At 68.4% G+C, this 26,284-nt stretch carries 20 protein-coding genes and 1 tRNA gene; 14 read left to right on the top strand and 7 right to left on the bottom strand.

Annotated features, from left to right (window positions below; genetic code table 11):
* Nucleotides 1-193 precede the first annotated feature (193 nt).
* Nucleotides 194-775 carry a TetR family transcriptional regulator gene (locus ACZYZ5_RS14295; RefSeq protein WP_463902482.1) on the bottom strand — a complete coding sequence of 194 codons (582 nt, stop codon included), beginning with the start codon at nt 773-775 and terminating at the stop codon, nt 194-196.
* A 113-nt stretch (nt 776-888) separates the two neighbouring features.
* Here ACZYZ5_RS14295 and ACZYZ5_RS14300 point away from each other — a divergent pair, with 113 nt between their 5' ends.
* From ACZYZ5_RS14300 to ACZYZ5_RS14315, 4 genes are all read left to right on the top strand, one after another.
* Entirely contained in the window at nt 889-2,535 is a 1,647-nt protein-coding gene (locus ACZYZ5_RS14300; protein WP_463902483.1) for an FAD-dependent oxidoreductase, read from the top strand.
* A gap of 184 nt (nt 2,536-2,719) precedes the next feature.
* Nucleotides 2,720-2,793: transfer RNA gene (locus ACZYZ5_RS14305), tRNA-Gly, on the top strand.
* Between the two features lie 113 nt (nt 2,794-2,906).
* Nucleotides 2,907-3,056 (top strand): hypothetical protein, encoded by a 150-nt coding sequence (locus ACZYZ5_RS14310; RefSeq protein ID WP_192815748.1) that lies wholly within the window; start codon nt 2,907-2,909, stop codon nt 3,054-3,056.
* An 8-nt stretch (nt 3,057-3,064) separates the two neighbouring features.
* Nucleotides 3,065-4,213, top strand: a complete 1,149-nt coding sequence (locus ACZYZ5_RS14315) for a N(5)-(carboxyethyl)ornithine synthase (RefSeq protein ID WP_463902484.1) — start codon at nt 3,065-3,067, stop codon at nt 4,211-4,213.
* An 83-nt stretch (nt 4,214-4,296) separates the two neighbouring features.
* Here ACZYZ5_RS14315 and ACZYZ5_RS14320 read toward each other — a convergent pair whose 3' ends face one another.
* On the bottom strand, nt 4,297-5,652 hold the full coding sequence (locus ACZYZ5_RS14320) for an MFS transporter (protein WP_463902486.1): 1,356 nt from the start codon (nt 5,650-5,652) through the stop codon (nt 4,297-4,299).
* A gap of 139 nt (nt 5,653-5,791) precedes the next feature.
* Between ACZYZ5_RS14320 and ACZYZ5_RS14325 the strand changes: the two genes are divergently transcribed.
* The gene (locus tag ACZYZ5_RS14325) at nt 5,792-6,646 is read left to right on the top strand and encodes a LysR substrate-binding domain-containing protein (RefSeq protein ID WP_463902488.1); all 855 of its coding nucleotides are present in this window, start codon (nt 5,792-5,794) and stop codon (nt 6,644-6,646) included.
* Nucleotides 6,647-6,851: 205 nt separating this feature from the next.
* Nucleotides 6,852-7,205, top strand: a complete 354-nt coding sequence (locus ACZYZ5_RS14330) for a hypothetical protein (RefSeq protein WP_463902490.1) — start codon at nt 6,852-6,854, stop codon at nt 7,203-7,205.
* Between the two features lie 116 nt (nt 7,206-7,321).
* Here ACZYZ5_RS14330 and ACZYZ5_RS14335 read toward each other — a convergent pair whose 3' ends face one another.
* Nucleotides 7,322-10,843, bottom strand: a complete 3,522-nt coding sequence (locus tag ACZYZ5_RS14335; RefSeq protein ID WP_463902492.1) for a bifunctional proline dehydrogenase/L-glutamate gamma-semialdehyde dehydrogenase — start codon at nt 10,841-10,843, stop codon at nt 7,322-7,324.
* A gap of 222 nt (nt 10,844-11,065) precedes the next feature.
* The gene (locus ACZYZ5_RS14340; protein WP_463902494.1) at nt 11,066-12,529 is read right to left on the bottom strand and encodes an amino acid permease; all 1,464 of its coding nucleotides are present in this window, start codon (nt 12,527-12,529) and stop codon (nt 11,066-11,068) included.
* A 144-nt stretch (nt 12,530-12,673) separates the two neighbouring features.
* Here ACZYZ5_RS14340 and ACZYZ5_RS14345 point away from each other — a divergent pair, with 144 nt between their 5' ends.
* From ACZYZ5_RS14345 to ACZYZ5_RS14365, 5 genes are all read left to right on the top strand, one after another.
* Nucleotides 12,674-13,585 carry a LysR substrate-binding domain-containing protein gene (locus ACZYZ5_RS14345; protein ID WP_463902495.1) on the top strand — a complete coding sequence of 304 codons (912 nt, stop codon included), beginning with the start codon at nt 12,674-12,676 and terminating at the stop codon, nt 13,583-13,585.
* A 64-nt stretch (nt 13,586-13,649) separates the two neighbouring features.
* Nucleotides 13,650-14,078, top strand: coding sequence for an aspartate 1-decarboxylase (panD, locus tag ACZYZ5_RS14350; RefSeq protein ID WP_463902497.1), 429 nt, complete (start codon nt 13,650-13,652; stop codon nt 14,076-14,078).
* Between the two features lie 116 nt (nt 14,079-14,194).
* Nucleotides 14,195-15,121, top strand: a complete 927-nt coding sequence (locus ACZYZ5_RS14355) for an AEC family transporter (RefSeq protein ID WP_463902499.1) — start codon at nt 14,195-14,197, stop codon at nt 15,119-15,121.
* A 49-nt stretch (nt 15,122-15,170) separates the two neighbouring features.
* Entirely contained in the window at nt 15,171-16,301 is a 1,131-nt protein-coding gene (locus ACZYZ5_RS14360) for an FAD-dependent oxidoreductase (RefSeq protein WP_463902501.1), read from the top strand.
* Between the two features lie 125 nt (nt 16,302-16,426).
* The gene (locus ACZYZ5_RS14365; protein WP_463902503.1) at nt 16,427-17,446 is read left to right on the top strand and encodes a GmrSD restriction endonuclease domain-containing protein; all 1,020 of its coding nucleotides are present in this window, start codon (nt 16,427-16,429) and stop codon (nt 17,444-17,446) included.
* Nucleotides 17,447-17,494: 48 nt separating this feature from the next.
* Here ACZYZ5_RS14365 and ACZYZ5_RS14370 read toward each other — a convergent pair whose 3' ends face one another.
* The 3 genes from ACZYZ5_RS14370 to ACZYZ5_RS14380 form a co-directional block, all read right to left on the bottom strand.
* Nucleotides 17,495-20,122 carry a trehalase-like domain-containing protein gene (locus ACZYZ5_RS14370; protein WP_463902505.1) on the bottom strand — a complete coding sequence of 876 codons (2,628 nt, stop codon included), beginning with the start codon at nt 20,120-20,122 and terminating at the stop codon, nt 17,495-17,497.
* Nucleotides 20,123-20,447: 325 nt separating this feature from the next.
* Nucleotides 20,448-21,437 carry an LLM class flavin-dependent oxidoreductase gene (locus tag ACZYZ5_RS14375; RefSeq protein WP_463902506.1) on the bottom strand — a complete coding sequence of 330 codons (990 nt, stop codon included), beginning with the start codon at nt 21,435-21,437 and terminating at the stop codon, nt 20,448-20,450.
* Between the two features lie 140 nt (nt 21,438-21,577).
* The gene (locus ACZYZ5_RS14380; protein WP_463902508.1) at nt 21,578-22,387 is read right to left on the bottom strand and encodes a glycoside hydrolase family 25 domain-containing protein; all 810 of its coding nucleotides are present in this window, start codon (nt 22,385-22,387) and stop codon (nt 21,578-21,580) included.
* A 96-nt stretch (nt 22,388-22,483) separates the two neighbouring features.
* On the opposite strand from ACZYZ5_RS14380, the gene ACZYZ5_RS14385 reads away from it, so the two are divergent.
* From ACZYZ5_RS14385 to ACZYZ5_RS14395, 3 genes are all read left to right on the top strand, one after another.
* On the top strand, nt 22,484-23,353 hold the full coding sequence (locus ACZYZ5_RS14385) for an aldo/keto reductase (RefSeq protein WP_463902510.1): 870 nt from the start codon (nt 22,484-22,486) through the stop codon (nt 23,351-23,353).
* 115 nt (nt 23,354-23,468) lie between these two features.
* Entirely contained in the window at nt 23,469-25,178 is a 1,710-nt protein-coding gene (locus tag ACZYZ5_RS14390) for a helicase HerA-like domain-containing protein (protein ID WP_463902512.1), read from the top strand.
* A 73-nt stretch (nt 25,179-25,251) separates the two neighbouring features.
* Nucleotides 25,252-26,244: a zinc ribbon domain-containing protein gene (locus tag ACZYZ5_RS14395; RefSeq protein WP_463902514.1), complete on the top strand. Its 993-nt coding sequence runs from the start codon at nt 25,252-25,254 to the stop codon at nt 26,242-26,244.
* Nucleotides 26,245-26,284: the final 40 nt, after the last annotated feature.

The following is a 26,284-nucleotide window of genomic DNA, read 5'->3' on the forward strand; positions in this document are numbered from 1 at the left end:
GCCCGCTTCCCCGGAACTGCAGCTAACTCCTTCAGGATAGACAGCAAGGCCCGTCCCCGCGGCTGCGGGGACGGGCCTTTATCGAAGAGTTATGGGACTCCCCGGATTGTGTACTGCTCTGTGACTACTGCCGCGAGCCCCACGGTCCCGGGCCCTCGCCGTCGCGCCGCCCCGGCGCCGCCGGCCAGCCGGCTCAGTCCAAGAGGTGTGCGAACGCCTCGTCCACGGCCTGCCAGGGAGCCGTTCCCGGATCCTGTGCCACCCACCAGATGAGCCCGGCCAGCGCGGCGCTCTGCACGGACCAGGCGAACACCTGGGCGTGGAGGGTGTCGACGCCCGGTTGGGCGACGGCGAAGTCGTAGAGGCTCTGCCGCCACAACTGGAACGGGGCCGAGGTGCTGCTCTGCAGCTCGGGCGTCCGTCCGACGATGCGGATCCGGTGGCGGGCGGTCGGGTCGGCGTCACCGTCGCGGATCATGCCGACGAGGGCCGTGCGCGCGCGCCCAAGTAGCGGGGCCCGCGGTGATGTCTGTTCGAGCGCATCCGTGAGGATCTGGAACGAGGCCGTGAGCGGGCCCCACACGATGTCCGCCTTCGTCGGGTACCGGCGGAAGATCGTGCGCGCCGTAACGCCCGCCTCGGCGGCGACGTCGGCGACGGAGACCTCGTGGAATCCGCGCTCCGACCAGAGACGCAGGGCGACGGCCTCGATCTGTTCAGCCGTGACCACGACCGGGCGCCCGCGGGCTGCCGTCGGTGCTTTGGTGTCGATCATGTCAGCACCCTAGTCGCAATCCCCTTTATGTCATAGAGTGACGAAAAGCACCCGGCATCTGTCCGGCAGCGTCCCACCCGGACACAGGCGTCCGGGAAGCGAAGGAGTAAGGCATGTCAGAGTCGAAGTCCACTGATCACAGCTATGACGTCGTCGTCGTCGGTACCGGTGCCGCCGGACTGGCGACAGCCATGGGCGCCGCAGACGAAGGCCTGCGGGTCCTCCTCCTGGAAAGCACCGGCAAGTGGGGCGGCAACACGTCCATGTCCGGGGGCGGCATGTGGATGCCCAACAACCCGCTCATGCAGCGCGACGGCGCCGGCGATTCCCGCGACGAGGCGCTGAGCTACCTGGAGGCGACGGTCGGCGACGAGGGCCTCGCCTCCAGGCGGGCCCGCAAGGAGGCCTTCGTCGACGGCATCGCAGACTTCGTCACCACAGCTGAAAAGTACGGTGTGACGTTCGTGCGTGCGGCGGACTACCCCGATTACTACCCCGAGCTCCCGGGCGGCAAGATCGGCCGCGGCCTCGAGGTGAAGCCTTTCGACATCAAGAAAATCGGAGACTGGTGGAAGACCTGCCAAGCGCCTGCCGCGCTGCCGATCAAGACCGACGACGTGTGGCTTCTGGGTCGCGCCTGGTCGACGCCGGCCGGCTTTGTCCGCGGGGCGCAGCTCGTCTTCCGAGCCCTCGGCGGTGTGGCCACCGGCAAGAAACTCGGCGGTATCGGTGCCGGGTTCGCCGCTGCGTTCCTCGATGTGGTCGTGCAGAAGCAGGGTGCTGAGTTGTGGCTGAATGCGCCGCTGCAGGACCTCGTCGTCGAGGGCGGCCGGGTCGTCGGGGTGCGGATTACGCGCGACGGCAGGCCGGTGACCATCGGCGCGACGCGTGGCGTGATGCTCGCCGGCGGCGGCTTCGACCACAACAAGGACCTCCGCCAGAAGCACCACGGGATCGACGGCGACCCGTCGGGCGCTCCGGGCAACCTCGGCCGCCCCATCGAGGTCGCACAGGACAACGGCGCCGCGCTCGAGCTTATGGACGACGCGTGGTGGGGCGGATCGATCGCCGCAGCGTCCGGTCACGGCCCGGCGTTCATCGTCGGAGAGCGTTCCCTGCCCTACTCGGTCATCCTCGATGCCAAGGGTGACCGGTTCGCGAACGAGTCCGAGTCATACGTCGACCTCGGTCACCACATGCTCGAGCACGACAAGGACGGCCCGTACTGGATGGTCGGCGACGTGCGGCACGCCCGCCGCTACCTGCGCACGTTCGCGATCGATCCGAAGAACAACAAGGCCATGAAGGAGGCGGGGATCATGGTCAAGGCGGACACACTTGCCGACCTCGCCACGAAGCTCAACATGGATCCCGCCCGTCTCGAGGAGACCATCCACCGGTTCAACGGCTTCGCCCGGGCCGGCATCGACGGCGACTTCGGCCGCGGCAACTCGGCCTACGACCGCTACTACGGCGACCCGACGGTCCACCCGAACGCCTGCCTCGGTCCGCTCGAGAAGGGACCTTTCACCGCGTTCCGGGTCGTAATCGGAGACCTCGGCACCAAGGGCGGCGTCGTCACCGACGCCGAGGCCCGGGCGCTGCGGGAGGACGGCACCGTCATCGAGGGCCTCTACTCGGCGGGCAACAACTCCGCGTCCGTCATGGGCCGGACCTACCCCGGTCCGGGCTCGACCATCGGACCCGCCGTCGTGTTCGGTCTACGCGGCGCGCGCCACATGGCACGCCAGGGCGGCTGACGGAGCGGGGACGGGGGACGGGCCGCGCTACGCGACCCGTCCCCCGATCTTCTCCCCGACGTCATCTGCTGTGGCCTGGACGCGATCAGAAACCGGCGCGGGTGTTCTGAGAAGGCGTCCGGCTGGGGTAAGGTGAATCTCGTTGTTCCGCGGGACCAGGTCCGGCCTTTCGGACGGTTCCACTGCGGCTGTAGCTCAATGGTAGAGCGCTAGCTTCCCAAGCTTGATACGCGGGTTCGATTCCCGTCAGCCGCTCCAATTCGCCGCACGACCGCGGCCGGAATCGTGCCCGGCGGACCTCACGGACCGTTAGGTCGCTACCTGTATCGTTCGAAGTCAGGAACCTCTCCGGTTCCGCTACAGGAGCGATCATGGCTGACAAATCCCCCCGTCAAGCAGCATCCAAGAAGTCCGGCAAATCCATCAAGGAAAAGCGGGCCGACAAGAGGACCGCTGCAGCGCCGCCCAGCTCCCTGGACAAGGCCACCAGCTCCAAGCCGGCGAGTCCCAAAAAGAAGTGAGCGGCGCCATGAGCCACCTCACCCTCGGAGTCCTTGCCAGCACGCGGAAACCGGACGAGCGGCGCCTCCCGATCCACCCCCACCACCTGGACCGCATCGCCCCGGAGCTGCGGGAGCAGCTGATCCTGGAAGAGGGCTACGGCGAGCGCTTCGGCGTTTCGGACGACCACCTGGCACCGCTCGTGGGGCGCATCGTCCCGCGCGCGCAACTGCTGGCCGAGGCCGACGTCGTCCTCCTGCCCAAGCCGCAGCCCGAGGACCTCGCCGAACTGCGGGACGGGCAGGTCCTCTGGGGCTGGCCGCACTGCGTCCAGGACCGGGCCATCACCCAGCTGGCGATCGACAAGAAGCTCACCCTGATCGCCTTCGAGGCGATGAACCACTGGGCCAGCGACGGCGGCTTCGGCCTGCACGTGTTCCACAAGAACAACGAACTGGCCGGCTACTGCTCCGTGCTGCACGCCCTGGCCCTGACCGGTACCACCGGGGACTACGGCCGGCGCCTAAGCGCCGTCGTCATCGGCTTCGGGGCCACGGCCCGCGGCGCGGTCACAGCCCTCAACGCCCACGGCATCCACGACGTCCAGGTACTGACCAACCGCGGGGTGGCCGCGGTGGGCTCCCCCATCCATTCGGTGCGGATCGCCCAGTTCGACCACGACGACCAGGCGCCGTTCCTCAGCCAGGTCATCACCGAGCGGGGACGCGTGCCGCTTGCGCCGTTCCTTGCCGAGAGCGACATCGTGGTCAACTGCACCCTGCAGGACCCGAACGCGCCGCTGACGTACCTGCGCACCGAGGACCTGGACGCCTTCCGGCCAGGGAGCCTGATCGTGGACGTGTCCTGCGACGAGGGCATGGGCTTCAGCTGGGCGAAAACCACCACGTTCGCCGAGCCGACGTTCAAGGTCGGGGACCATATCGACTACTACGCGGTGGATCACAGCCCGTCCTACCTCTGGAATTCCTCCAGCTGGGAAATCAGCGAGGCGCTGCTGCCGTTCCTGGAGACCGTGATCGCCGGCCCCGGGGCCTGGGCCGGGAACGAGACCATCCGCCGCGCGATCGAAATCCGCGCCGGCGTGGTCCTCAACCCGGACGTCCTGCAGTTCCAGCAGCGGAATCCGGAGTACCCGCACCTGCTGCTGGCGGACTAGCACCGCTCCCCCGGTTTCCGCTGCGGAAACGGACAGCCGCTGCGTGGATCCACGCAGCGGCTGTCCGGAAACTGTGCGGAAAGCTATGGTGTGGCGGCTGCGCGGACAATCTTCACGAGCCGCCGCCGGTCCTTCAGGTCCACCTTGAGCATCAGCTGGTCACGGCGTGCCAGCACGACGGCGACCGTCGCCGCGGCCAGTGCGGGCACCCCGCCGGAGACCAGGATGGCCGTGTGCGGATCCACATGCTCGGCCAGCCAGCCGAGCATCGGCCCGCCAATGGCCTGCCCGCCGATCAGCACCATGATGTACAGGCTCATGACGCGCCCGCGGATGGCCATGTTGGAGCTGATCTGAACCAGCTGGTTGGCGGCGGTCAGGAACATCAGGCACCAGAACCCCGCCAGCACCATCGCCGCCCCGAACCACACCATCGAGGGTGCCAGTGAGGCGAGGCAGAGCATCAGCCCGTACATTCCTGCCCCCAGGATCACCGAGCGCAGCCTCAGTTCCCGCCGGCGGGCGGAAGTGATGGCCCCGGCCAGCGCTCCGAGGGCCACCAGTGCGTTCAGCAGGCCGTAGCCGCCGGCGCCGACGTCGTAGACGTTGTCCGCGAAGGCCGCCAGCAGCACCGGCAGGCTCATCGCGAACACGGCGATGAAGCCGGCCATCAGCCACGGCCAGTAGATGGTGGGTTTGCTCAGCGCGTAGTCCAGCCCTTCCCGCAGCATGCCCTTGCGCTTGGGCACCGGCGCGCTGATGTGCAGCTGGTCCTTCCGCAGCGTGAGCAGCATCGCGACGGTGAAGCAGCAGGCGACGGCGTTCGCGGCGAACGCCCAGCCGGCCCCGACGGCGGTCAGCAGCAGCCCGGCGAGTGCCGGCCCGATCAGGCCGCCGAGCTGGAACGTCGTGGAATTGACGCTGATGGCGTTCCGGAGGTAGGCCGGGCCGACGAGTTCGTTGACGAAGACCTGCCGCGCGGGCTGGTCCAGCACGGTGACCAGGCCCAGGGCCAGGGCGATCACGTACACGTGCCAGACCTCGATCCGCTGGCTCAGCGCCAGCACCGCCAGGGTGGCCGCCAGCACCGCTGCCGCCGACTGGCACAGCATCAGGATTTTCCGCTTCGCGAAGCGGTCCGCCATCATGCCCGCCCACGGACCGAGGAACAGCGAGGGCAGGAACTGCAGCGCCACCGTGATCCCGACGGCGGTGACGGAACCGGAGAGCTGGAGCACCAGCCAGTCCTGGGCAATCCGCTGCATCCAGATGGCGATCACGGCAATGAAGTGGCCGATCGCGAAGATGCGGAAATTGCGGACTTTCAGCGAGATGAAGGTGTGGCGCCAGGGAAGCCGCTGGCTGACGACGGCGATGGGTGCGGTGTTGGTGTCCGGCAGTGCAGTTACGTTGGCCTCTAACGGCGGAGGGGGAGCCACAGAAAGTCCTCAAAGGAGCGGGTGAGCGGGGATGCCTTAACGCTAAGCTGGCCGCAACAGATTGTGGAAGCTTATTCACCGCATAACTCGCATTACGAAACGCAATGCCGCGCGAGAACGCCGCAGTTCAGGAGACCGCATGTTCGAACCCGCCCAGCTGCGGTCCTTCCTGGCCGTGGCGGAAACACTGAGCTTTACCAAGGCCGCGGAACGGCTGGGCCTGGCGCAGCCGACGGTCAGCCAGCACGTGCGCAGGCTCGAGGCCGCCGCGAAACGGGTCCTGGTGGCACGGGACACCCGGGACGTGCGCCTGACCGACAACGGGGACGCCATGGCCGGGTTTGCCCGCAGCATCCTGTCCGCGCACGACGCCGCCTCCCGCTACTTCTCCGGCTCGGCCATGCGCGGCCGGCTGCGTTTCGGCACGGCGGACGACCTCGCCATCACCGGCCTGCCGAGGATCCTGCGGGAGTTCCGGCAGGTCTACCCGCAGATCAACCTGGAACTGACGGTGGGCCAAAGCGACCAGCTCTACAAGCGGCTCAACGCCGGCCAGCTGGACCTTGTCTTCGTCAAATGGGTGGCCGGGGCCAAGGACGGCACGGTGGTGCAGCAGGACTCCTTCGCCTGGGTGGGCCTGGAACAGACCTCGCTGGACCCGGCCGAGTCGGTGCCGCTGATTGCCTACCCCGCTCCCAGCCTGAGCCGGAAGCTGGCCATCGACGCGCTCGAATCCGCCGGCCGGACCTGGCGGATCACGTGCACCACGCGGCAGATCAGCGGGGTGCTGGCCGCGGTCCGTGCCGGGATCGGGGTGGCGGTCATGCCGTCGTCACTGGTGCCGGACGACCTGAAGATCATCACCCGGCGCTTCGACCTGCCGCCGGTGGGCGACGTCGATTTCACCCTGATCCGCAACCCGCTGGCCAACACCGAGGTGATCGAGGCCCTGACCCAGACCATCGCCGGCCGGACGCTGAAGCGCCCCGCCTGAGCGCCCGGAAGGAGCACCTGCGTACTCGCTGATGTACCTACTCGGATTGCGTACTTACGCATACCATTGATCCACTTGAGTTCGTGGCTTATCCTGAGTGTGTTGAAGGTCAAGCAGAGGCCGATGACAACGATTCGAAATACGACCGCTGTCCTGGGTGTCTGCCTTACGGCGACCCTCCGGAAGCGTTCGGGATAGGCCGACAATGACGCCAGCCATTAACCGCCCCCACAGCCACCCATCAGCCCGCAGCCTCAAACAGGTTGGCCCTCTTTCCCAGGTAGTGCAGCGCGGTTCCGCTGCGCACCACCCCAGCCGCGGACGGCTGGACCCGCACCCTACGACGCTGGTGGAGGCCGAATACGTCGGCAGCCCTTACTGCGAACGCTGCGGCACCGACGAGTTTATCTACCTTGAGACCTTTGTCCCGGCCACTCACCATCGGGACGGCTCCATCAACAAGCTTGGCGAAGTCACTTACTTCTGCTCCGGGTGCGACGACTTCTCCGCCCACGCCGTGCCTGCCTCGTGGGTTCCCCCGGGCTGGTACTTCGGCTGAGTCAGCCGGCGGGCTCCTAGCCGAGCCGCTTAAACCACGAGCCGGGCGGCCACTATTGGAGGGTGGCCGCCCGGCTCGTTTTTGTTGCCCAGGTGTGCGCCTCCGGGAAGGCGCCCCTAGATCAGTCGGTCCGAGATGTGGTTCGGGGTGCCGAAGCGGTGCGCCGTGATGCTGACGGCCTGCTCGTGCAGGAACGGCAGCAGTTCAACGCGTCCGGCCTCGGTGACCGCGTGGAAGTAGATCGCCAGGTCGGGACGTCCGCCGGTCGCCTCGGCCAGGGCCCTGGCGTCCCCGCCGATGAGCCGGATCCGCGAGGTTGAGAGCCGGGCAGCGCCGGCGAGCCTGCCCGCGGAGGCCAGCCAGTCGGCGTCGTCCTCAACGGTCACGTCGATGCCGAGGCCGGAGAGCACGGTGTGCAGCTGGGCGGGGAGTTCGACGGCGGTGGACACCGTCAGCGCGGAGCCCGCCAGGACGCCGGCCGCCACGGTCCGGACCAGGTCGGCGAGCGGTTCGCCTTCGGAGAGCCGCACGGTGACCGGCAGGGCCCGGTAGCGGAAGATGTTCCGCTCGGCGCTGAGCCCGGAGACGTCCTTGGCGGTGCCGAATTCCTCGGCCCAGGCGAGGGCGTCGGAGGCCAGGGCACGCTGCAGCGGTTCCAGCGCGCCGTCGGCCAGGAAGCCCCGGGCTGCCTGCTCGAGCCGGCGGACGCCGGCATGCGCGGCCGCCTTGCCGGCCGCGGCGCTGGGCCTGCTGACCCAGTCGCCGAGCCCGACGAGGTAGTTGGGCCCGCCGGCCTTGGTGCCGGCGCCGACGGCGGACTTCTTCCAGCCGCCGAAGGGCTGGCGCTGCACGATGGCGCCGGTGATGCCGCGGTTGACGTAGAGGTTGCCAGCCTGGACCGTCTCGAGCCAGAGGTCCAGTTCCGCCGGGTCCAGCGAGTGGAGGCCGGAGGTGAGGCCGTACTCGATCTGGTTCTGAATGGCGATGGCGTCCTCCAGGGTTGCCGCGGTCATCACACCCAGCACGGGGCCGAAGAACTCGGTGAGGTGGAAGTAGGAGCCGCGGCGCACGCCGTAGCGTACTCCCGGGCTCCACAGCTTGCCCGTGCCGTCCAGCTGCTTCGGCTCGACGGCCCAGCTTTCGCCTTCGCCGAGGGTGGTGAGGGCGTTGAGGAGCTTGTCGCCGGCGGGTTCGATGATCGGGCCCATCTGGCTGGACGGATCCTCCGGGTAGCCGACTTTCAGGGAGGTGACGGCGTCGATCAGCTGGTTGTGGAACCGCCTGGACTTGGCCACGAATCCCACGAGGATCACCAGCGAGGCGGCGGAGCACTTCTGGCCGGCGTGGCCGAAGGCGGAGTACGCGACGTCCTTGGCGGCCAGGTCCAGGTCGGCGCTCGGGGTGACGATGATGGCGTTCTTGCCGCTGGTCTCGGCCAGCAGCGGCAGATCCTGGCGGAAGGACCGGAACAGTTCGGCGGTCTCGTAGCCGCCGGTGAGGATCACCCGGTCCACCGCGGGGTGGGAGATCAGCTGCCGGCCCAGCTCGCGCTCGCCCAGCTGGACCATGGTCAGGACGTCCCGCGGGACACCGGCCTCCCAGAGGGCCTCGATCATCACGGCACCGCTGCGGCGGGCCTGCTTGGCGGGCTTGATCACGACGGCGGAGCCGGCGGCGAGGGCGGCCAGGGTGGAACCGGCCGGGATGGCGACCGGGAAGTTCCACGGCGGGGTCACGACGGTGAGCTTCGCCGGGACGAAGGTGGCGCCGTCGACGTCCTCGAGCTTGCGGGCCGATTCGGCGTAGTAATGCGCGAAGTCGACGGCCTCGCTGACCTCCGGATCGCCCTGGTCGAGGGTCTTGCCGGTTTCGCTGGCCATGACCTCCAGCAGTTCGGCGCGGCGGGCTTCCAGGACATCGCCGGCGCGGTGCAGGATCGCCGCACGCTCGTCGCCGGAGAGCGCGCCCCAGGCCTTGCCCTTTTCCACCGCGGTGTCGATCACGGTGTTGAGGGTGTGCTCATCGTTGATGGTGGCCGCGGCCACGGCGGCGGTGCCGAGGGTCGAGGACGGGACCCGCTTCAGGATGGCGTGGCCCCAGTCGCGGTTGGCCGGCAGCGAGGGGTCGGTGTCCGCGGTGTTCTCGAAGGAGTCGTGCGGCATCGGCCCGGCCGGAAGGCTGCGGTTCTGCCGGCGGTTGGGCGGCGGGATCTCGTCGTCGAGCCCGGCGAGGGAGGCGAGGAAGCGCTGCTTCTCGCGCTCGAAGAGGGATTCGTTCTCGCTGAGTTCAAAAACCGCGGACATGAAGTTGTCCTGGCTGGCGCCTTCCTCGAGCCGGCGGATCAGGTAGGCGATCGCGACGTCGAACTCGGCCGGGTGGACCACCGGGGTGTAGAGCAGGAGCGAGCCGACGTCCTGTTTGACGGCTTCGGCCTGGCCCTGGGCCATGCCGAGGAGCATCTCGAACTCGATGCCGGACTCCACGCCGCGCTGCTTGGCCAGCAGCCAGGCGAACGCGATGTCGAAGAGGTTGTGGCCGGCGACGCCGATCCGGATGTTCCGGATCCGGTCCGGGTGCAGCGCGTAGTTGATGACGCGCTTGTAGTTGGTGTCCGAGTCCTGCTTGGTGCCCCAGGTGGCGAGTGGCCAGTCGTGCAGCGACGCTTCGACCTGCTCCATCGGCAGGTTGGCGCCCTTCACCACGCGGACCTTGATCGCGGCGCCCCCGGCGGCGCGGCGGGCGGAGGCCCAGTCCTGCAGGCGGATCATGGCGGCGAGCGCGTCCGGGAGGTAGGCCTGGAGCACAATGCCTGCCTCGAGGTCCTTGAACTCCGGCTTGTCCAGGATCCGGGTGAAGACCGCGATGGTCATGTCCAGGTCCTTGTACTCCTCCATGTCCAGGTTGATGAACTTGGCGTTCCCCCCGCCGAGGGCAAAGGAGGCGGCGCGGGTGAAGAGCGGGGTGAGCTTCTCGACGACGTGTTCGACGGCCTCGTCGAAGGCCCAGGCCGAGTGCGGGGCCACCGTGGAGGAGACCTTGATGGACACGTAGTCGACGTCGGGGCGGGAGAGCAGCTTGTGCGTTCCCTCGAGGCGGCGTGAGGCCTCGTGCTCGCCGAGCACGGCCTCACCCAGGAGGTTGACGTTGAGCTGGATGCCGTCCTTGCGGATCTTGGCGATGGCCGGGCCCAGCTTGGCGTCGGTGGCATCGACGATGAGGTGGCCGACCATTTCACGGAGCACGCGGCGGGCGATCGGGATGACCACCTGCGGCAGCGCCGGAGCCACGGTGCCGCCGAGGCGCACGGCGCCGCGCATGTACCAAGGCAGGAAGGCGGGGACCTTGGGGGCCAGCACGGCGAGGTTGCGGGCCGCGACTCCCAGGTCCTCGGGGCGGACGACGCCGTCGACGAACCCGACGGTGAAGTCCAGGCCGTTGGGATCCTTCAGGACACCGGCCAACTGCTCGGCGGAGGCATCCACGGGCACCTTCGCTGCCTCGGTGAGCCAGCGGCGTACCAGCCCGATGCTCTCCTCGGCGAGGGCTGCGGCCTCAAGGACCGGGGAACCTTCCGAGACGGGTGTGTGCCCGGCAGCGCTGCCGGCGTTCACACCGGACTCCGTTGAAATGTTGGTCATGGCTGGTACTCGTTCTTTCTCACTGAAGGGACCGTTCTAGATTCAGTATGCGACGGGATTTTCATAAGATAAAGCGATGTTTTCCGAGCAATACTGGTTAGAAAAGTCGAAGGTTGTCGGGGCGGGCTCAACAGTCCCGAAACACACGAATGCGCTATCACTTTTGGCTCCCAAAAGGCGTGAATGAGAGCCAAAAGTGATAGCGCAACTCGGGTTGATCGGTTAGGCGAGGGGGCGGTGCATCTCCACGAGCTCTTCGTGCCGCGGGCTGTCCGGGTTCATCAGCGAGTGCCTGCGGCCGTAGCCGAAGTAGATGATCAGGCCGATGATGAGCCAGATGCCGAAGCGGGCCCAGGTTTCCCAGTGCAGTTGGAGCATCAGGAACGCCGACGCAAGCACACCGAAGGCCGGGACCAGCGGCATTAGGGGAAGCCGGAACGTGCGCGGGGCCTCGGGCTTCTTGTAGCGGAACACGATGACCGCGGTGCAGACGACGACGAACGCGGCCAGGATGCCAATGTTGGTCAGGTCCGCGACGGCCTTGATCGGGAACACGCCCGCGAGCAGTGCGGAGGAGACTCCGGCGATCCAGGTGACGCGCTGCGGCGTGCCGTGGCGGTCCGTCTTGGAGAACCAGCCGGGGAGTAGCCCGTCGCGGCTCATCGAGAACCAGACTCGCGTGACGCCGAGCAGGAAGGTGAGCATCACGGTCAGGATGGACAGCACGGCAAAGACCGAGATGATCGTGGCAATGACCGGCAGACCCACGCTGTTGAATGCGGAGGCGAAGCCGGCTTTGGGGTCGATTTCCTGGTAGTTCTGCATGCCGGTGAGCACCAGGGTTGCAGCGACGTACAAGAGCATCGCGATGATGAGGGACATGATGATGGCCTTCGGCATGTGCTTCTTGCCGTCCTTCGCCTCTTCCGCGGCCGTGCTCATCGCGTCGTACCCGAACACGGCGAAGAACACCGTTGCAGCTCCCGCCACTACCGGACCGAATCCGCTGGGCACAAACGGGTTGTAGTTCCCGGTATCGATGTAGAAGATGCCGAGACCAATGATGAACAGGATCAGAATGACCTTGATCGCGACGGCGATGAGCTCGAACCGTCCGAAGGTCTTGGTACCGCGGGACAGGATCCAGGTCACGAGCAGGCAGACCGCGATCGCCGGTATGTTGACGATGCCACCGGTGCCTTCATCCGGCGTGGCGGTCATCCAGACGGGCATGTGGATGCCGATGCCGGTGAGGAACGCGTCGAAGTAGCCGGAAATGCCGATGGCCACGACGGCCACAATCGCAATGTACTCCAGCAGCAGGTCCCAGCCGATGAACCAGCCGATGATTTCGCCGAGCGCCACGTAGCCGTAGGTATAGGCCGAACCCGCCCGCGGGATCATGCCGGCGAATTCCGCGTAGGACAATGCGGCCGCCGCGGAGGCGAGGCCCGCGATCAGGAAGGAAAACAGCACCGCCGGGCCGACTCCGGGTTCGGACGCGCTTCCGTGGGCGACGAGGCCCGCCAGGGAAAAAATGCCGACGCCGATGATGCCGCCGACGCCGATGGCCGTCAGCTGCCAGAACCCCAAGGTCTTCATCAAGCCGCTGTGAAGGTTCTCTTCCTCGATGTCGTCGATCGGCTTGCGCCGCATGATCGACCTGTCTATGTCTTTTGTAGCCATCAGGGTCTCCCGCGTTTAGATGTGGCGCCCATCAATCCACCCTGTGATGGGAGTTACTCAACGACAACAGTATGCAAGCAGGATTGCATTAGATAAAGTGAATTCTCCTAATCAATAACCATTAGAATTCACAGAGGAATAGCGATGCTGGATGTCCGGCGGTTGCGCCTGCTGCGCGAACTGAAAATCCGGGGCACCCTGGCCGAAGTCGCGGAGGCGCTCCAATACAGCCCCTCCTCGGTCTCCCAGCAGCTGGCCCTCCTGGAAAAGGAAGCCGGCGTCGAGCTGCTACGCAAGACCGGACGCCGGGTCCAGCTCACCCCGCAGGCCGAGGTTCTGGTGGCCCACACGGCGCAGCTGCTGGAAACGCTGGAACAGGCCGAGGCCGATCTGGCCGCTTCGCTGACCACCGTGACGGGCACGGTCCGGATCGCCGTCTTCCAGTCCGCGGCGCTCGCGCTGATGCCGGACGCCCTCACCCGGATGGCGTCACGCTATCCGGAAGTGCGGATTGAAATGACCCAGCGGGAACCCGAAACGGCGCTTCACGAGACCTGGGCCCGGGACTTCGACCTGGTCATTGCCGAGCAGTACCCCGGACACGCGGCACCCCGGTATGCCGAACTCGACCGGCTCCGGCTCACCAGCGATGCGATCCGCCTCGCCGTTCCGCCGCGTTCCCCCGACCGTCCGGCGGTAACGACCCTTCCGGAAACCGCCGGGCTGGCCTGGGTGATGGAGCCGCGCGGGGCGGCGTCACGGCACTGGGCCGAGCAGGCCTGCCGCAGCGCCGGGTTCGAACCCGACGTCCGCTACGAGACGGCTGACCTGCAGGCCCAGATCCGGCTGATCGAATCCGGCAACGCCGTGGCCCTCATGCCGGATCTGGTCTGGACCGGGCGGGGAACGACGTCGCAGCTGATCACCCTGCCGGGCGATCCGCACCGGACCATCTTCACGTCGGTGCGGCGCTCCAGCGCCCGGCGCCCGGCCATCCTCGCCGCCCGGGAGATCCTGGCCGAGACCGCCGCATCCATCCCGCCCGCGGGCCCGTAACGTGGCCGGCGGTGTCGGTTGGCTCACAGCGCTTCCGGCGGGCCGGCGCTAGACTGGTGCCGTTATGAATCGCACAATATTCAAGTCCAAAATCCACCGCGCCACGGTCACGCACGCGGACCTCCACTATGTCGGTTCGGTCACCGTGGACCTGGATCTGCTGGAAGCGGCCGACATCCTTCCCGGTGAACTGGTGTCCATAGTTGACGTCACCAACGGCGCCCGGCTGGAGACCTACACGATTGCCGGCGAGCGCGGTTCCGGCGTCATCGGGATTAACGGCGCTGCCGCGCACCTCATGCACGAGAACGACATCGTCATCCTGATCACCTACGCCCAGATGACCACGGATGAGGCCAAGGCCTTCAGCCCCAAGGTTGTCCATGTGGACAAGGACAACAAGATTGTCCAGATCGGCAACGACCCCGCGGAGGGCCACACCCCCGGGATCATGCGCCCGCCGTACGCGCTGAATAACGCAGCACTCAACTGACGCCCCTCAGCCGCGGACGTACTCGCGCCGTAACAGGCGCCCGGCACCAATAAAGCTGATTAGTCTGGGAGGGTGACTGCCACCGATTCCCCGCCTTCCACGTCGCGGACCGCCGCGTGCTAGGGGTCCTGGCCGGTTTCTTTGTCGTCTGGTGCATCATCCTGGTGGGCATGTTCGTCGGCCGGCGCGGGATCCTGGGCGAGAACGCCCGCTCCGTGCTGAGCGCCCTGACATTTTTCGTCGCCAGCCCCGCCCTGCTGTTCGAAACGCTCAGCAAGGCCAAACTGCACGACATTTTCGCCGCGCCGCTCCTGGTCACAGCGTTCGGGGCCGTCGCGACCGCGGGGCTGTTCTTCATCATTGTCCGCTTCCTGCTCAAACGCTCGGTGCCGGAATCCCTGGTGTCCTCCATGGGCGCCTCGCTGGCCAACTCCGCCAACCTGGGCATCCCCATCGCCGTTTATGTCCTCGGGGACGCCAGCTACGTGGCCCCGCTGCTGATCTTCCAGCTGGCCTTCTTCACGCCGCTGTTCCTCATCGCCCTCGACGCCACCACCAGCAGCCACCGGACCTCGCCGCTGGGGTTCGGACTCATGATCCTGCGGAATCCGATGATCGTGGGCTCCGGCCTCGGCCTCCTGGTCGCGGGGACGGGCTGGCAGGTCCCGGAGTTGGTGATGGAGCCTATCCACTTGATCGGCGGTGCCGCGATTCCCGCCATGCTGCTGGCCTTCGGCATGAGCCTCAACGGCTCCCGGCCGCTGCAGGGCTCGGAGGGCCGGCGCGTGGACACCCTGCTGGCCAGCGGCTTCAAGCTGATCGTCCACCCGGCGCTGGCCTATGTTTTCGCCCGCTTCGCCCTCGGCATGCAGGACCAGGCACTCTTCGCGGTCGTCGTCACCTCGGCCCTGCCCACGGCGCAGAACGTCTTCGTCGCCGCCAGCCGGTACCAGACCGGGCTCACGGTCGCCAAGGACACCGTGCTCATCACGACCATCGTCGCCGTGCCGGCCATGATCGGCGTCGCGCTGCTGCTCGCCTGACGCCCGGCGCCGCCCCCTTCTGTCCGCACCAGCTACCTCCGGAGGACCCATGACAACCAGCCTGGACACTGTCGTCATCGGAGGCGGGGCCATGGGCTCGGCCGCCGCCTGGGCCCTGGCCAGCCGCGGCCGGGCCGTCACCCTGCTGGAGCAGTTCGGCCCCGGACACCGCAACGGCGCGTCGCACGGCGCCACCCGGAACCTCAACCCCGGCTATGCGGACCCGGACTACGTGGCGATGCTCGCCGAGGCCGTCCGGCTGTGGGACGAGCTCGAGGCCGACGGCGGCGAGCGCCTGCTGGCGCGCACCGGCGTCGTGAACCACGGCACCGATCCGCGGCTGGGCGAGGTGCGGACCGCCCTCCGCGGGGCCGGGCTGCGGGCCGAATTCCTGAGTGCCGCCGAAGCCGCCGAACGCTGGCGCGGCATCCGGTTCGACCAGCAGGTGCTGCACATGCCCGACGGCGGGCAACTGAATCCCGATGCGGCACTGCCGGTCCTGCAGCGCCTCGCCGCGGGCCGCGGAGCCGACATCCGGCACCGCGTCAAGGTGCTGAAGCTCGCCGTGGAGGCCGACTGCGCCCGGCTCACGGTCGACGCCGGCGGCCGCACGGAAATACTGACCGCCCGGCAGGCCGTGGTCACCGCCGGCGCCTGGACCGCGAAACTGCTCGGCACGCAGGCGTCCCTGCCCCGCCTCACCGTGACCCAGGAACAGCCGGCGCACTTCGCTATCGCGGACGAGGCTGCGCTGTGGCCCGGGTTCAACCATGTCCCGGGCCAGGGCGCGGAGTTCGCCGACTGGTACTCGCCGGTCTACGGCATGCCCACACCCGGCGAGGGGGTCAAGGCCGGCTGGCACGGCGTGGGGCCCGTCGTGGACCCGGACCGGAGGTCGTTCACTCCGGAACCCGCGCAAATGGCTGCGCTGCAACGCTACGCGCGGCGCTGGCTGCCCGGAGTGGATGCGGACTCCCTCACCGACATCAGCTGCACCTACACCACCACCGTGGACGAGAACTTCATCCTCGACCGCATCGGACCGCTCGTGATCGGCGCGGGCTTCTCCGGCCACGGATTCAAATTCACCCCCGTGATCGGGCGGATCCTCGCCGACCTCGCCACCGGCGCGGCGCCGGCGCCGGCACTCTTCTCGGCGTCCCGCCCGAGGGGCCGCTGACCCCGGCCCCGGTATGCGCGCGATGTGACCCCGCGTTGCCGTGGGCGCCGGTAGGCTGGGACCGGTCTTGGGCTGTTCCGCCGAAACCTGGGGCAACGGCACGAAGTGGGGAAGAATTGCAGAGGATGAGACCACGCGGCACGGCGGGATCCAGCACCGCCAGGTCCGGCGCCGTCGACTGGCTCGCCGCCGGGCTGGCAGGACTGCTGCTGGTCTCCGCCACAGCCTGCGCCGGCCCCGGGACGGCTCCGGCCGCAGCACCGGCCCCCGCCGCGAGCTCCACCGCCCCGGCCGGGAACCCTGTGCCCGCTGCCGAGAGCGGCACGCCGGCCCCCGGCACGAGCGACGGCACTCCGGCCCAGCAGCCAGCCGCCGCCGGCAAGGCCCAGGACGTGCTGGCCACGATCCCGGTCAAGGGCCGGGCCCCGAAAACGGGATATTCGCGCGACCAGTTCGGCCAGGCCTGGGCCGACGTCGACCGCAACGGCTGTGACACCCGCAATGACATGCTCCGTCGGGACCTGACCGACCTCGCCCTCAAGCCCGACACCCGGGACTGCGTTGTCCTCTCCGGTATCCTGAACGACCCCTACACGGCAACCCTGATCAACTTCCTCCGCGGCACCAGCACCAGCCCCGACGTGCAGATCGACCATGTGGTGGCCCTCAGCGATGCCTGGCAGAAGGGCGCCCAGCAGCTCACCGAGGCCCAGCGGCTCTCCTTTGCCAACGATCCGCTGAACCTGCTCGCGGTGGACGGCCCCGCCAACCAGCAGAAGAGCGACGGCGACGCCGCCACCTGGCTGCCGCCGAACAAGTCCTACCGCTGCGAGTATGTCGCCCGCCAGATCTCGGTCAAGTCCAACTACGGTCTGTGGGTCACCCGGGCGGAACACGACGCGATGGAGCGGGTCCTGGGCGATTGCCGGGACGCGGCCATCCCGGCCGGGCAGGCAGCACCGGCACCGGCCGAACCCCAGCCGGCGCCCCCGGCAGGTGCCGCACCCGCCCCGGCCGCCCCGACGGCCGTGTACTACGCGAACTGCGCTGCCGCCCGTGCCGCCGGCGCCGCGCCGCTGCGGGCCGGCCAGCCGGGCTACCGCGAGCAGATGGACGGCGACCGCGACGGCGTCGCCTGCGAATAGCGGGACGCCTGCGAAAAGCGGGCCCGCTGATTCAGTCCCGGGACGCGCTTAGTTCTTCGGCAGTGCGTCCAGCAGCCGCGCGCAGCGGATGAACCCCAGATGCGAGTACGCCTGCGGGTGGTTCCCCAGGTGCGTTTCAGTGCCCGGGTCGTACTCCTCCGGCAGCAGGCCGGTGGGCCCGAAAAGGTTGACCAGCTGGTCGAACAGGTCCCACGCCTCCTCGATCCGCCCCACCGCAACGTAGGCCTCGATCAGCCACGTGGTGCAGATGTGGAAGCCGCCCTCCAGGCCCGGCAGGCCGTCGTCGTACCGGTAGCGGAACACGGTGGGCCCCACGCGCAGTTCCCGTTCCACCGCCGTGACGGTGTCCAGGAATCGCTGGTCGGAGACATCCAGGAGCCCGGAGAGCCCGATGTGCAGCACCGCGGCGTCCAGGTCCGGGCTGTCGTAGGCCACGGTGTAGGACGCTGTACTCTCATCCCAGCCCTCGCGCAGGACCTCCTCCCGGATGAGAGCCGCCGTCGGCTCCCACGCCGGAAGCGGCGTCCGGCCGTGCCGAGCTGCGGTGCGCAGCGCCCGGTCCAGCGCCACCCAGCACATCACCTTGGTGTAGATATGGTGCCGGGGTGCCCGCCGGGCTTCCCAGATCCCGTGGTCCGCCTCGTGCCAGCGGGCCAGGACGGCCGAGGCCATCTGGACCATCAGCTCCCAGTGCGCATCGTTCAGCGCCCCCTGCCGCGCGCTCACGGCGTCGATCAGCTCGGCGATCGGGCCGAACACGTCCAGCTGCACCTGGTGGTCCGCCGCGTTGCCGATCCGGACCGGCCGGGAGCCCGCGTATCCGGGGAGGCTCTCGATGATGGCTTCGGTGGACAGCGGCGCCCCGGTGACGGAATACAGCGGGTGCAGCCACTCCGGTCCGGGTGCGTGGGCCAGGATCCGCCCCAGCCAGGCCAGGAACCCTTCCGCCTCCGACGTCGAGCCGAGGTCCACCAGCGCGTTGACCGTCATGGAGCCGTCCCGCAGCCAGCAGTACCGGTAGTCCCAGTTCCGGGTGCCGCCGATCCCCTCCGGCAGCGACGTGGTCGGCGCGGCCAGCACGGCGCCGGTGGGCTCGTGGACCAGGGCGCGCAGCACTAGGGCGGACCGGCGGACCAGCGAGGGTTTCACAGCGGGCAGCTGCAGCGCCTGCACCCAGCGCCGGGAATGGTGCGCGACGGCGGCCCGGCGCGAGTTCTCCTCCGGCGGTTCCGCGCGCTGGGGTTCCGTGTCGCCGCAGCGCAGGTTCAACACCACCGGGCCGTGCCGCAGCTCGACGTCGGCCGTCGCGGTGCCGTGGCGGCCGTCCGAGGTAACGGTGAAGCTGACGCCGGGCGCGCGCAGGATGATCGGGTCCGCGGTCCCCACCACGTGCAGCTCCTCACCGCGGGCCTCCATAATGAAGGGCGCGTTCGCGTAGTCCGGGCGGGGCGCAAAGACAATCCGCGCCGTCCCCGTGCCCGAGAGCACCCGGACCAGGCTGGTCACGCCCTCCGGCGCCGGTTCCAGGTAGTCCGTGACGGTGACGTCGGCCCAGCGGGTTTCCACGATCATGGTGCTGTCCACATACCGCTGGCCCAGGACCTGCGAGGCCTTCACCGGTTCCACCGAAAAGTGGCCGGCCGCGTCGCCGCCGAGGAGATGGGCAAAGAGGGACCCCGAGTCCGGCAGCGGGTGGCTCATCCAGCAGATCCTGGCATCCGGGGTGATGAGCGCCGTGGAGGAGCCGTTGCCGATCATCGAATGCCGCTCCAGGCCGACGGCGTCCTCCCCGAACAGCCAGGCCCGCCGCAGTTCAAAGAGGATGGCCAGGACCCGGGCGAAGGACTCCGGGTCCCGCAGCCGGTGTGCGGCGAGCGTGGGGCCCTCGCCCACCCGCAGGGCCATGTCCGGCCCCCGCAGGGTCGCCATCGCCAGCTCATCGCTGGCGGCGTCCCCCGCGTACAGGGCGGCGCTGACGCCAAGCATGGAGCGCAGGTGTTCCAGGGCGGCGGCCTTGGCCGGCTCCACCACGGACAGGTCCAGGACCGAGCCGTCCACGATAAAGGACAACCCGTGCGCCCGGGCGATCGCCTCCGCCTGCTCGGTGGCCAGCGCGACGACGTCGGGGGCGGCCGGGCGGGTGTGCACGGACACGGCCACGGGTTTCCGCTCGATGGTGATGCCGCGGTAGGCACCCACCGTTTCGGCGAGTGCCTGGCTGGCCTGCTGCAGCAGGGATTCGGTGGCCAGGGACAGTCCGTGGGCGTAGCCCATGTCGAACTCGGCGCCGTGCGAGCCGACCAGGTGCACCTCGGCGGGGAGCCGTGAGACGGCGGCCAGGTCGCGCAGGGAACGCCCGGAGATGACGGCCGCGTGGGTGTTCGGGAGGGCGGCCAGCGCGCGGAGCGCAATCGCGGCGCTGCCCAGCGGCAGGGTCTCGGTGGAGATGCCTTCCGCGGCGCACAGGGTTCCGCCGTAGTTGCAGGCCACGAGCAGCCCGGGCGTGCGGGCCAGGATCTTGAGTTCGGCCAGCAGTTGCGGCGTCAGCCCGTCGTCGGCGGCGTTGGTCTGCACAAAGGCGCGGAGCAGGCCCAGCGGCAGGGATTTCGTCAGGAGGGCAGAGTCGGCCAGGGACTGGTTGAGTGGAGTGGGCATGCGCGGAGTCCTTCGAGTAGTCCCCAATGCCTGCGTGAGACCGTCCGTGAAGGACGTACTCCCAGTATCCTCCCGGCCTGATTTCCCTTGGGTGTCCCGGCGGTTGCAGCTGTGTAACATCCGCAACCGCCGGGAGCCCCGGCGAGGTGCCGTTTTCCGCCCGCAGTACGCATGGCGTCGAGGTGGTCCTCAGCCCGCGGCGTCACGCAGCGCAGCTTATTGGCGTCGGGGAAGCCTGCTTTCAGCGCCAATCCGCGGCAGGACGGCGTCGTACCTCCCGTAAGCCTGCCGTGCGTGACGGCGGGGCGGAACCCGGACCGGGCGCCTAGACCCTGACCAGACCGGCGACGTCGGCCAGCAGCTGCACGGAGCGCAGCCGGGCCTCGGTGCCGGTGCTCTGGTGCGCGACGATGAGCTCGTCGGCGTCGGCGTGGGCGGCGAATTCGTCCAGGTATTCCAGTACGGCGTCAGGGGTGTCCACAGCGGAATACTTCATCATCTGGGCCACGTGCTGGCCCTGCGGCGAGTCCAGGATCATGTCCGCCTCGTCGTCGCTGAACTCGCGGCCGTTGCCGAAGAACAGCGAGACGCGGGCGCGCTTGGTGGCCTGGAACATCTGCTGCGCCTCGGCCGCGGAATCCGCCGCAATCACGTTGACGCCGGCGATCACGTGCGGGGCGTCCAGCTGTGCGGACGGCTGAAAGTCGCGGCGGTAGATCTCGACGGCGTCCTGCAGCGCGTTCGGCGCGAAGTGCGAGGCGAAGGCGTACGGCAGGCCCAGCTGCGCGGCGAGCCGGGCGCCGAACAGCGAGGATCCCAGGATGTACAGCGGCACGTCGGTGCCCTTGCCGGGGGTGGCCTCCACGCCCTGGATGCGGGTGGGGCCGGTCAGGTAGCCCTGGAGTTCCAGCACGTCCTGCGGGAAGCTGTCCGAGGACATCGGGTCGCGGCGCAGGGCCCGCAGCGTGTTCTGGTCGCTTCCGGGCGCACGGCCCAGCCCCAGGTCGATCCGTCCCGGGTGCAGGGTTTCGAGGGTGCCGAACTGCTCGGCGATGGTCAGCGGTGAGTGGTTGGGCAGCATCACGCCGCCGGCGCCGAGGCGGATGCTCTCGGTCTGCGCGGCGACATGGGCGATCAGCACACTCGTGGCCGAGGAGGCGATGGCCGACATGTTGTGGTGCTCGGCGTACCAGACCCGCCGGTACCCCAGCTGCTCAGCCAGCTGCGCCATGGCGACGCTCCCCGCGAGGCTCTCTGCCGCCGTCTGGCCCTTGCCGATGGTTGCCAGGTCAAGGATGGAAAGCGGAACAGTCACGGAAAAGCCGGCCTTTCGTAGCGGGGAAGTCTCAGGTGCCGCGCCGGATCCCGGCTCGGGCACACTGTTGACAACGACGCCGGGCCCCGGGTTATTTCTGCCTCAGCTGTGGCGCTGCCCATTTGGCAGCCGGTGACGGCTCAGGGGCAGGAGTAGTTGTAGTCCAGCCCGCCGGAGACGTACTGCGTCAGGGCGACGCGGCTGCCGGGGGTGAGCGGCGGCGAAGAGCAGTTGGATTTGGCGCCCGTGAGCGACCGTGCGCCCGCCAGCCAGCTGGGCAATCCGGCAAGCGGGCTGCTGGCCGCGACCGTGCCGGCAATCTGGTTCCACTGGTAGCCGGTGGAGTACAGGCCGACTTTGGCGTTGATGCTGGTGAAGTAGGCGGTCATGCCTTCCAGGACCGCGACGTTGGCGGTTTTGTCCGGTTGCCAGCTGTTTTCGGTCTCCACGTCCAGCCACCACAGGTACTTCGCCGGGTTGTCGATCCCGCGGATCGTGGCGTCGTCGTAGGCCTTCGCATAGCCGTACATGTAGGAGCAGGCCCGGAAGTCCTCCGCCCCGCTGCCGCACTCACCGTAGGGGTTGGCCACGCGAACGCCGCCGTAGTGGTTGGAACTGGGCCACCACGAACCCTGCAGGCCGGGGTTGGCCGTGTTGACGTACAGTGCCACCCGAGGCTGGGCGGTGCGTGCCGGGGAGGGGGCGGTGTTTGCCCAGGCGAGCTGGGTCGCCAGGCACGGGTTGGTGGTGTTGGCCAGGCCGTTGTTCACCCCGACGATAGCGAACGCCGGCTCTTTGGGGAGGGTCTTGCCGCACTGCGGCCAGGAAACGTCGATGCCGACCGGCTCGGCGTTCCGGGGCGGGGCCGCCGAGGCCGGCACTCCGCCCAGCAGGAGCAGGCCAAGCGTGATGGCGGCGGAAACAACTTTTCTCAATTCCCGGCTAGCCATGCCCCAGTTTACTTCCGGTCCCTGCCCCGGCCGGGAACCCCGCCCCGCGGGTCGCCCGGTTGGAATACTCAGCAGGCTGAGGGGGTTGCCGCCGCTATGAGCCATGACAATTCACAGCATCCGGACCTGTCCGCCACGATCGGCCTCAAGGACCTGGGCACCGTCCACCGTTTGGGCTTCGGCGCCATGCGCATAGTCGGGGACGGCGTCTGGGGCGAGCCGGCGGACCGCAGGGCCGCCATCGCCGTCGTCCGCCGCGCCGTCGAACTCGGCGTTGACTTCATTGACACCGCCGATTCCTACGGGCCGAACATCAGCGAGGAGATCCTGGCCGAGGCCCTGCACCCCTACAGGGACGGTCTGCGGATCGCCACCAAGGTCGGCTTCACGCGCACCGGCCCGCACGAATGGGTGCCGCTGGGCCGCGCCGAATACCTCCGCCAGCAGACCGAGCTGAGCCTGCGCAAGCTCAGGGTCGATTCGCTCGACCTGCTGCAGCTGCACCGGATCGACCCCAAAGTGGATCCGGAGGAGCAGTTCACCGTGCTTCGTGACCTGCAGAAGGAGGGCAAGGTGAAGGCCCTGGGTTTGTCCCAGGTCAGCGTCGCCGAACTCGAGGAGGCCGGGAAGTACTTCACCGTCTCGACCGTGCAGAACCGCTACAACCTGACCGACCGCAGCTCCGAGGACGTGCTCAACTACGCCGAGGAGAACGGGATCGGCTTCATCCCCTGGGCGCCGATCTCCGCCGGGGAGCTGGCCCAGCCCGGCGGCCCGCTGGATGCCGCCGCCCAACGGCTCGGCGCCACCACGTCCCAGGTGGCCCTGGCCTGGCTGCTGCGCCGCTCCCCCGTCATGATGCCTATTCCCGGCACCGGCTCGATCCAGCACCTCGAAGAGAACCTGGCCGCTGCCGGCGTCGTGCTGGATGACGCCACGTACGCCGAGCTCGAAGCCGCACGCTAACCCGCAGTCCAGCGAGGACGTGGCGCCGGAAGTCCTCAAGGCCCCCGCCGGGTAGCGCCGCCGCAACATCTGCCGGAGCCGGGTCCGGATTGCCGGACCCGGCTAAGCTGTCCGCATGGCCATCAAATCCACTGCAGACAAAGTTGCCACCCTCCAGAAGGGTTACACCCTCGAGGGCCCCACGATCGAGCTGGGCGCCGCGATCATCGACGGCGAAGTCCACAAGGAAGCCCCCGTCCGGCTGCCGCTGTCCATGATGAACCGCCACGGGCTGGTGGCCGGGGCAACCGGCACGGGCAAGACCGTCACGCTGCACATGATGGCCGAACAGCTCTCCACCGCCGGCGTCCCGGTGTTTCTGGCGGATATCAAAGGCGATCTGTCCGGGCTCGCCACGGCCGCCACGGGCAGCGAAAAACTGATGGCCCGCACGGCCGGGATCGGCCAGCCCTGGTCCGGCAAGACGTTCCCGGTGGAATTCCTGGCCCTGGGCGGCGACGGCAACGGCATCCCGGTCCGCGCCACCATCACGTCCTTCGGCCCCATCCTGCTCTCCCGCATCATGGAGCTCAACGACACGCAGGAATCGAGCCTGCAGCTGGTCTTCCATTTCGCGGACAAGAACAACCTCGAACTGATCGACCTGAAGGACCTGCGCGCCGTCATCCAGTTCCTCACCTCCGCCGAAGGCAAGGACGAGCTCGCGGAACTCGGCGGACTGTCCAAGTCGACCGCCGGTGTGATCCTCCGGGAACTCATCACCCTCGAGGCGCAGGGCATGGAGAAGTTCTTCGGCGAACCCGAGTTCGACACCGCCGAACTGATGCGCACCGCCCCGGACGGACGCGGCGTCATCACCTGCCTGGAGCTGCCCACCCTGCAGACCAAGCCGATGCTGTTCTCCACCTTCCTGATGTGGCTGCTGGCCGACCTGTTCGAGGACCTGCCCGAGGCCGGCGACCTGGACAAGCCCAAACTGGTGTTTTTCCTGGACGAGGCCCACCTGCTGTTCAACGGCGCCTCGAAGGCGTTCCTGGATGCCATCACCACCACCGTGCGGCTGATCCGGTCCAAGGGCGTCGGCATCTTCTTCGTCACCCAGACCCCCAAGGATGTCCCCGCAGAAATCCTGGGGCAGCTCGCCAACCGCGTGCAGCACGCCCTCCGCGCCTACACGCCGGAGGACGCCAAGGCGCTCAAAGCCACCGTCTCCACGTTCCCGATAAGCGACTACGACCTTGAGGAAACCCTCACCTCCGCCGGGATCGGCGAGGCCGTCATCACCGTCATGAACGAGAAGGGCGCCCCGACGCCGGTGGCACTCACCCGCCTGCGCGCGCCGGAATCCGTCATGGGCCCCAGCGCCGACGCCCTGATCTCCAGCACCGTGGCCGGCTCGGCGCTGCTTCCCAAGTACGGCACCGCCGTCGACAACGTCTCCGCCTACGAGAAGATCTCCGGGAAGGCCACGGCGGACACCGCTGCGACGGTCCCGGCCCCCGGCAACGGCGGCGGCAGCTCCGACGTCGACGCCGAGGCACGCCGGATCGAGGAGGAAATCCTGGGCCGCCCCAGCAGCCGGCCCGCTGCGGCACCTGACCGTCAGGAGCCGAGCCGGGAGGCCCGGCAGGAGCCCCGGCGGTCACCCAGGCAGCCGCCGCAACGGCAGCCGGCGGACGACGGCGGCATGGCCGGAGACCTTGCCGGGGTGCTGGGCGGCGCCCTCGGCGGCGGGCTCAAGAGCATGGCCCGCTCGCTCGGGACGCAGCTCGGCCGCGAACTGCTGCGCGGCGTCTTCGGCACCGCCTCCAAGCGCCGCCGCTAGGCGGGCCTTGTCACATGGAGCCCGCGTGACAAGAGGATTCCTCTGGGGTGCAGGTATCGTAAGGTGAGTGCAAATGAGTCAGGCGTTGGTCAGGATCGCAGCCGCATGGCTGCTGGTCCTGATGCTTGCCGTGGCCGGAGGCATCGTTGCGATCAACGTCGTGAACAACTCCATTGCGAGCCCGCAGCAGCCTGTCCGTGAATATCTCGATGCCCTGCAGAAGGGCGAAGGCGAGAAAGCCCTTGGCCTGCTGAGCGCTTCCGTTCCCCAGAGCAACGCCGCCATGCTGGACGGCACGGCGCTGCAGACCGCCACCGCACGGATCAGCGGCATCAGGTACGGCGACGCCGAGGACCGCGGCAACAACCAAGTGATGGTGCCGATCGAGTACACGATTGACGGCAGCGAGCTGCGGACCGAGTTCCTGTTGGAGAGGTCCGGCACCGAATGGCTGTTCTTCCACAAATGGGCCCTTGTCCCCGCCGCCCTCCCGGTCCTGGACGTCACGGTGGTCAACGCCAGCGAGGCCACCCTCAACGGGGTCCCGGTGAACATGCCCAACGGCCGCAACACCTTCGCCGTCTTCTACCCCGGCGAGTACGAGGCCTCCCTGGCCGGTCAATACTTCTCCGCCCCACCCACCAAAGCCACCGTGTCCGGGCGGGGCGTCCCCGTGGCACCGCTGAACCTGATGACGGAAGCCACCGACGGGCTGAAAGAAGCGGTGGGCGGCAAAGTGAACGAGTTCCTGGACACCTGCGCCGACACCGCCGACAAGCAGCAGCAGCTCCAGCCGGACTGCCCTTTTTACCACACCACCAACAACCGGGTCATGGACGGCACCATCGACTGGAGCATCACCGATTACCCCAAGGTCAGCATCGAACCCTTCGGCGGACGCTGGGTGGTGGCGCCCCTGAACGGCAAAGCGCGGATCGAGGCCCAGCAGGTGGATCTGTTCACCGGCGCTGTGACATACCTGAACACCGTCCACGATTTCAGCTTCACCGTGCGCCTGGACATTGACGCTGACACCGTCAAGGTCACCCCGCTCCTGACCTACTAGTCCGCGCAGGCCCCAGCGGCGGCAGTGGCGGCAGCACTGT

The organism is Pseudarthrobacter ribosi (assembly GCF_055412865.1).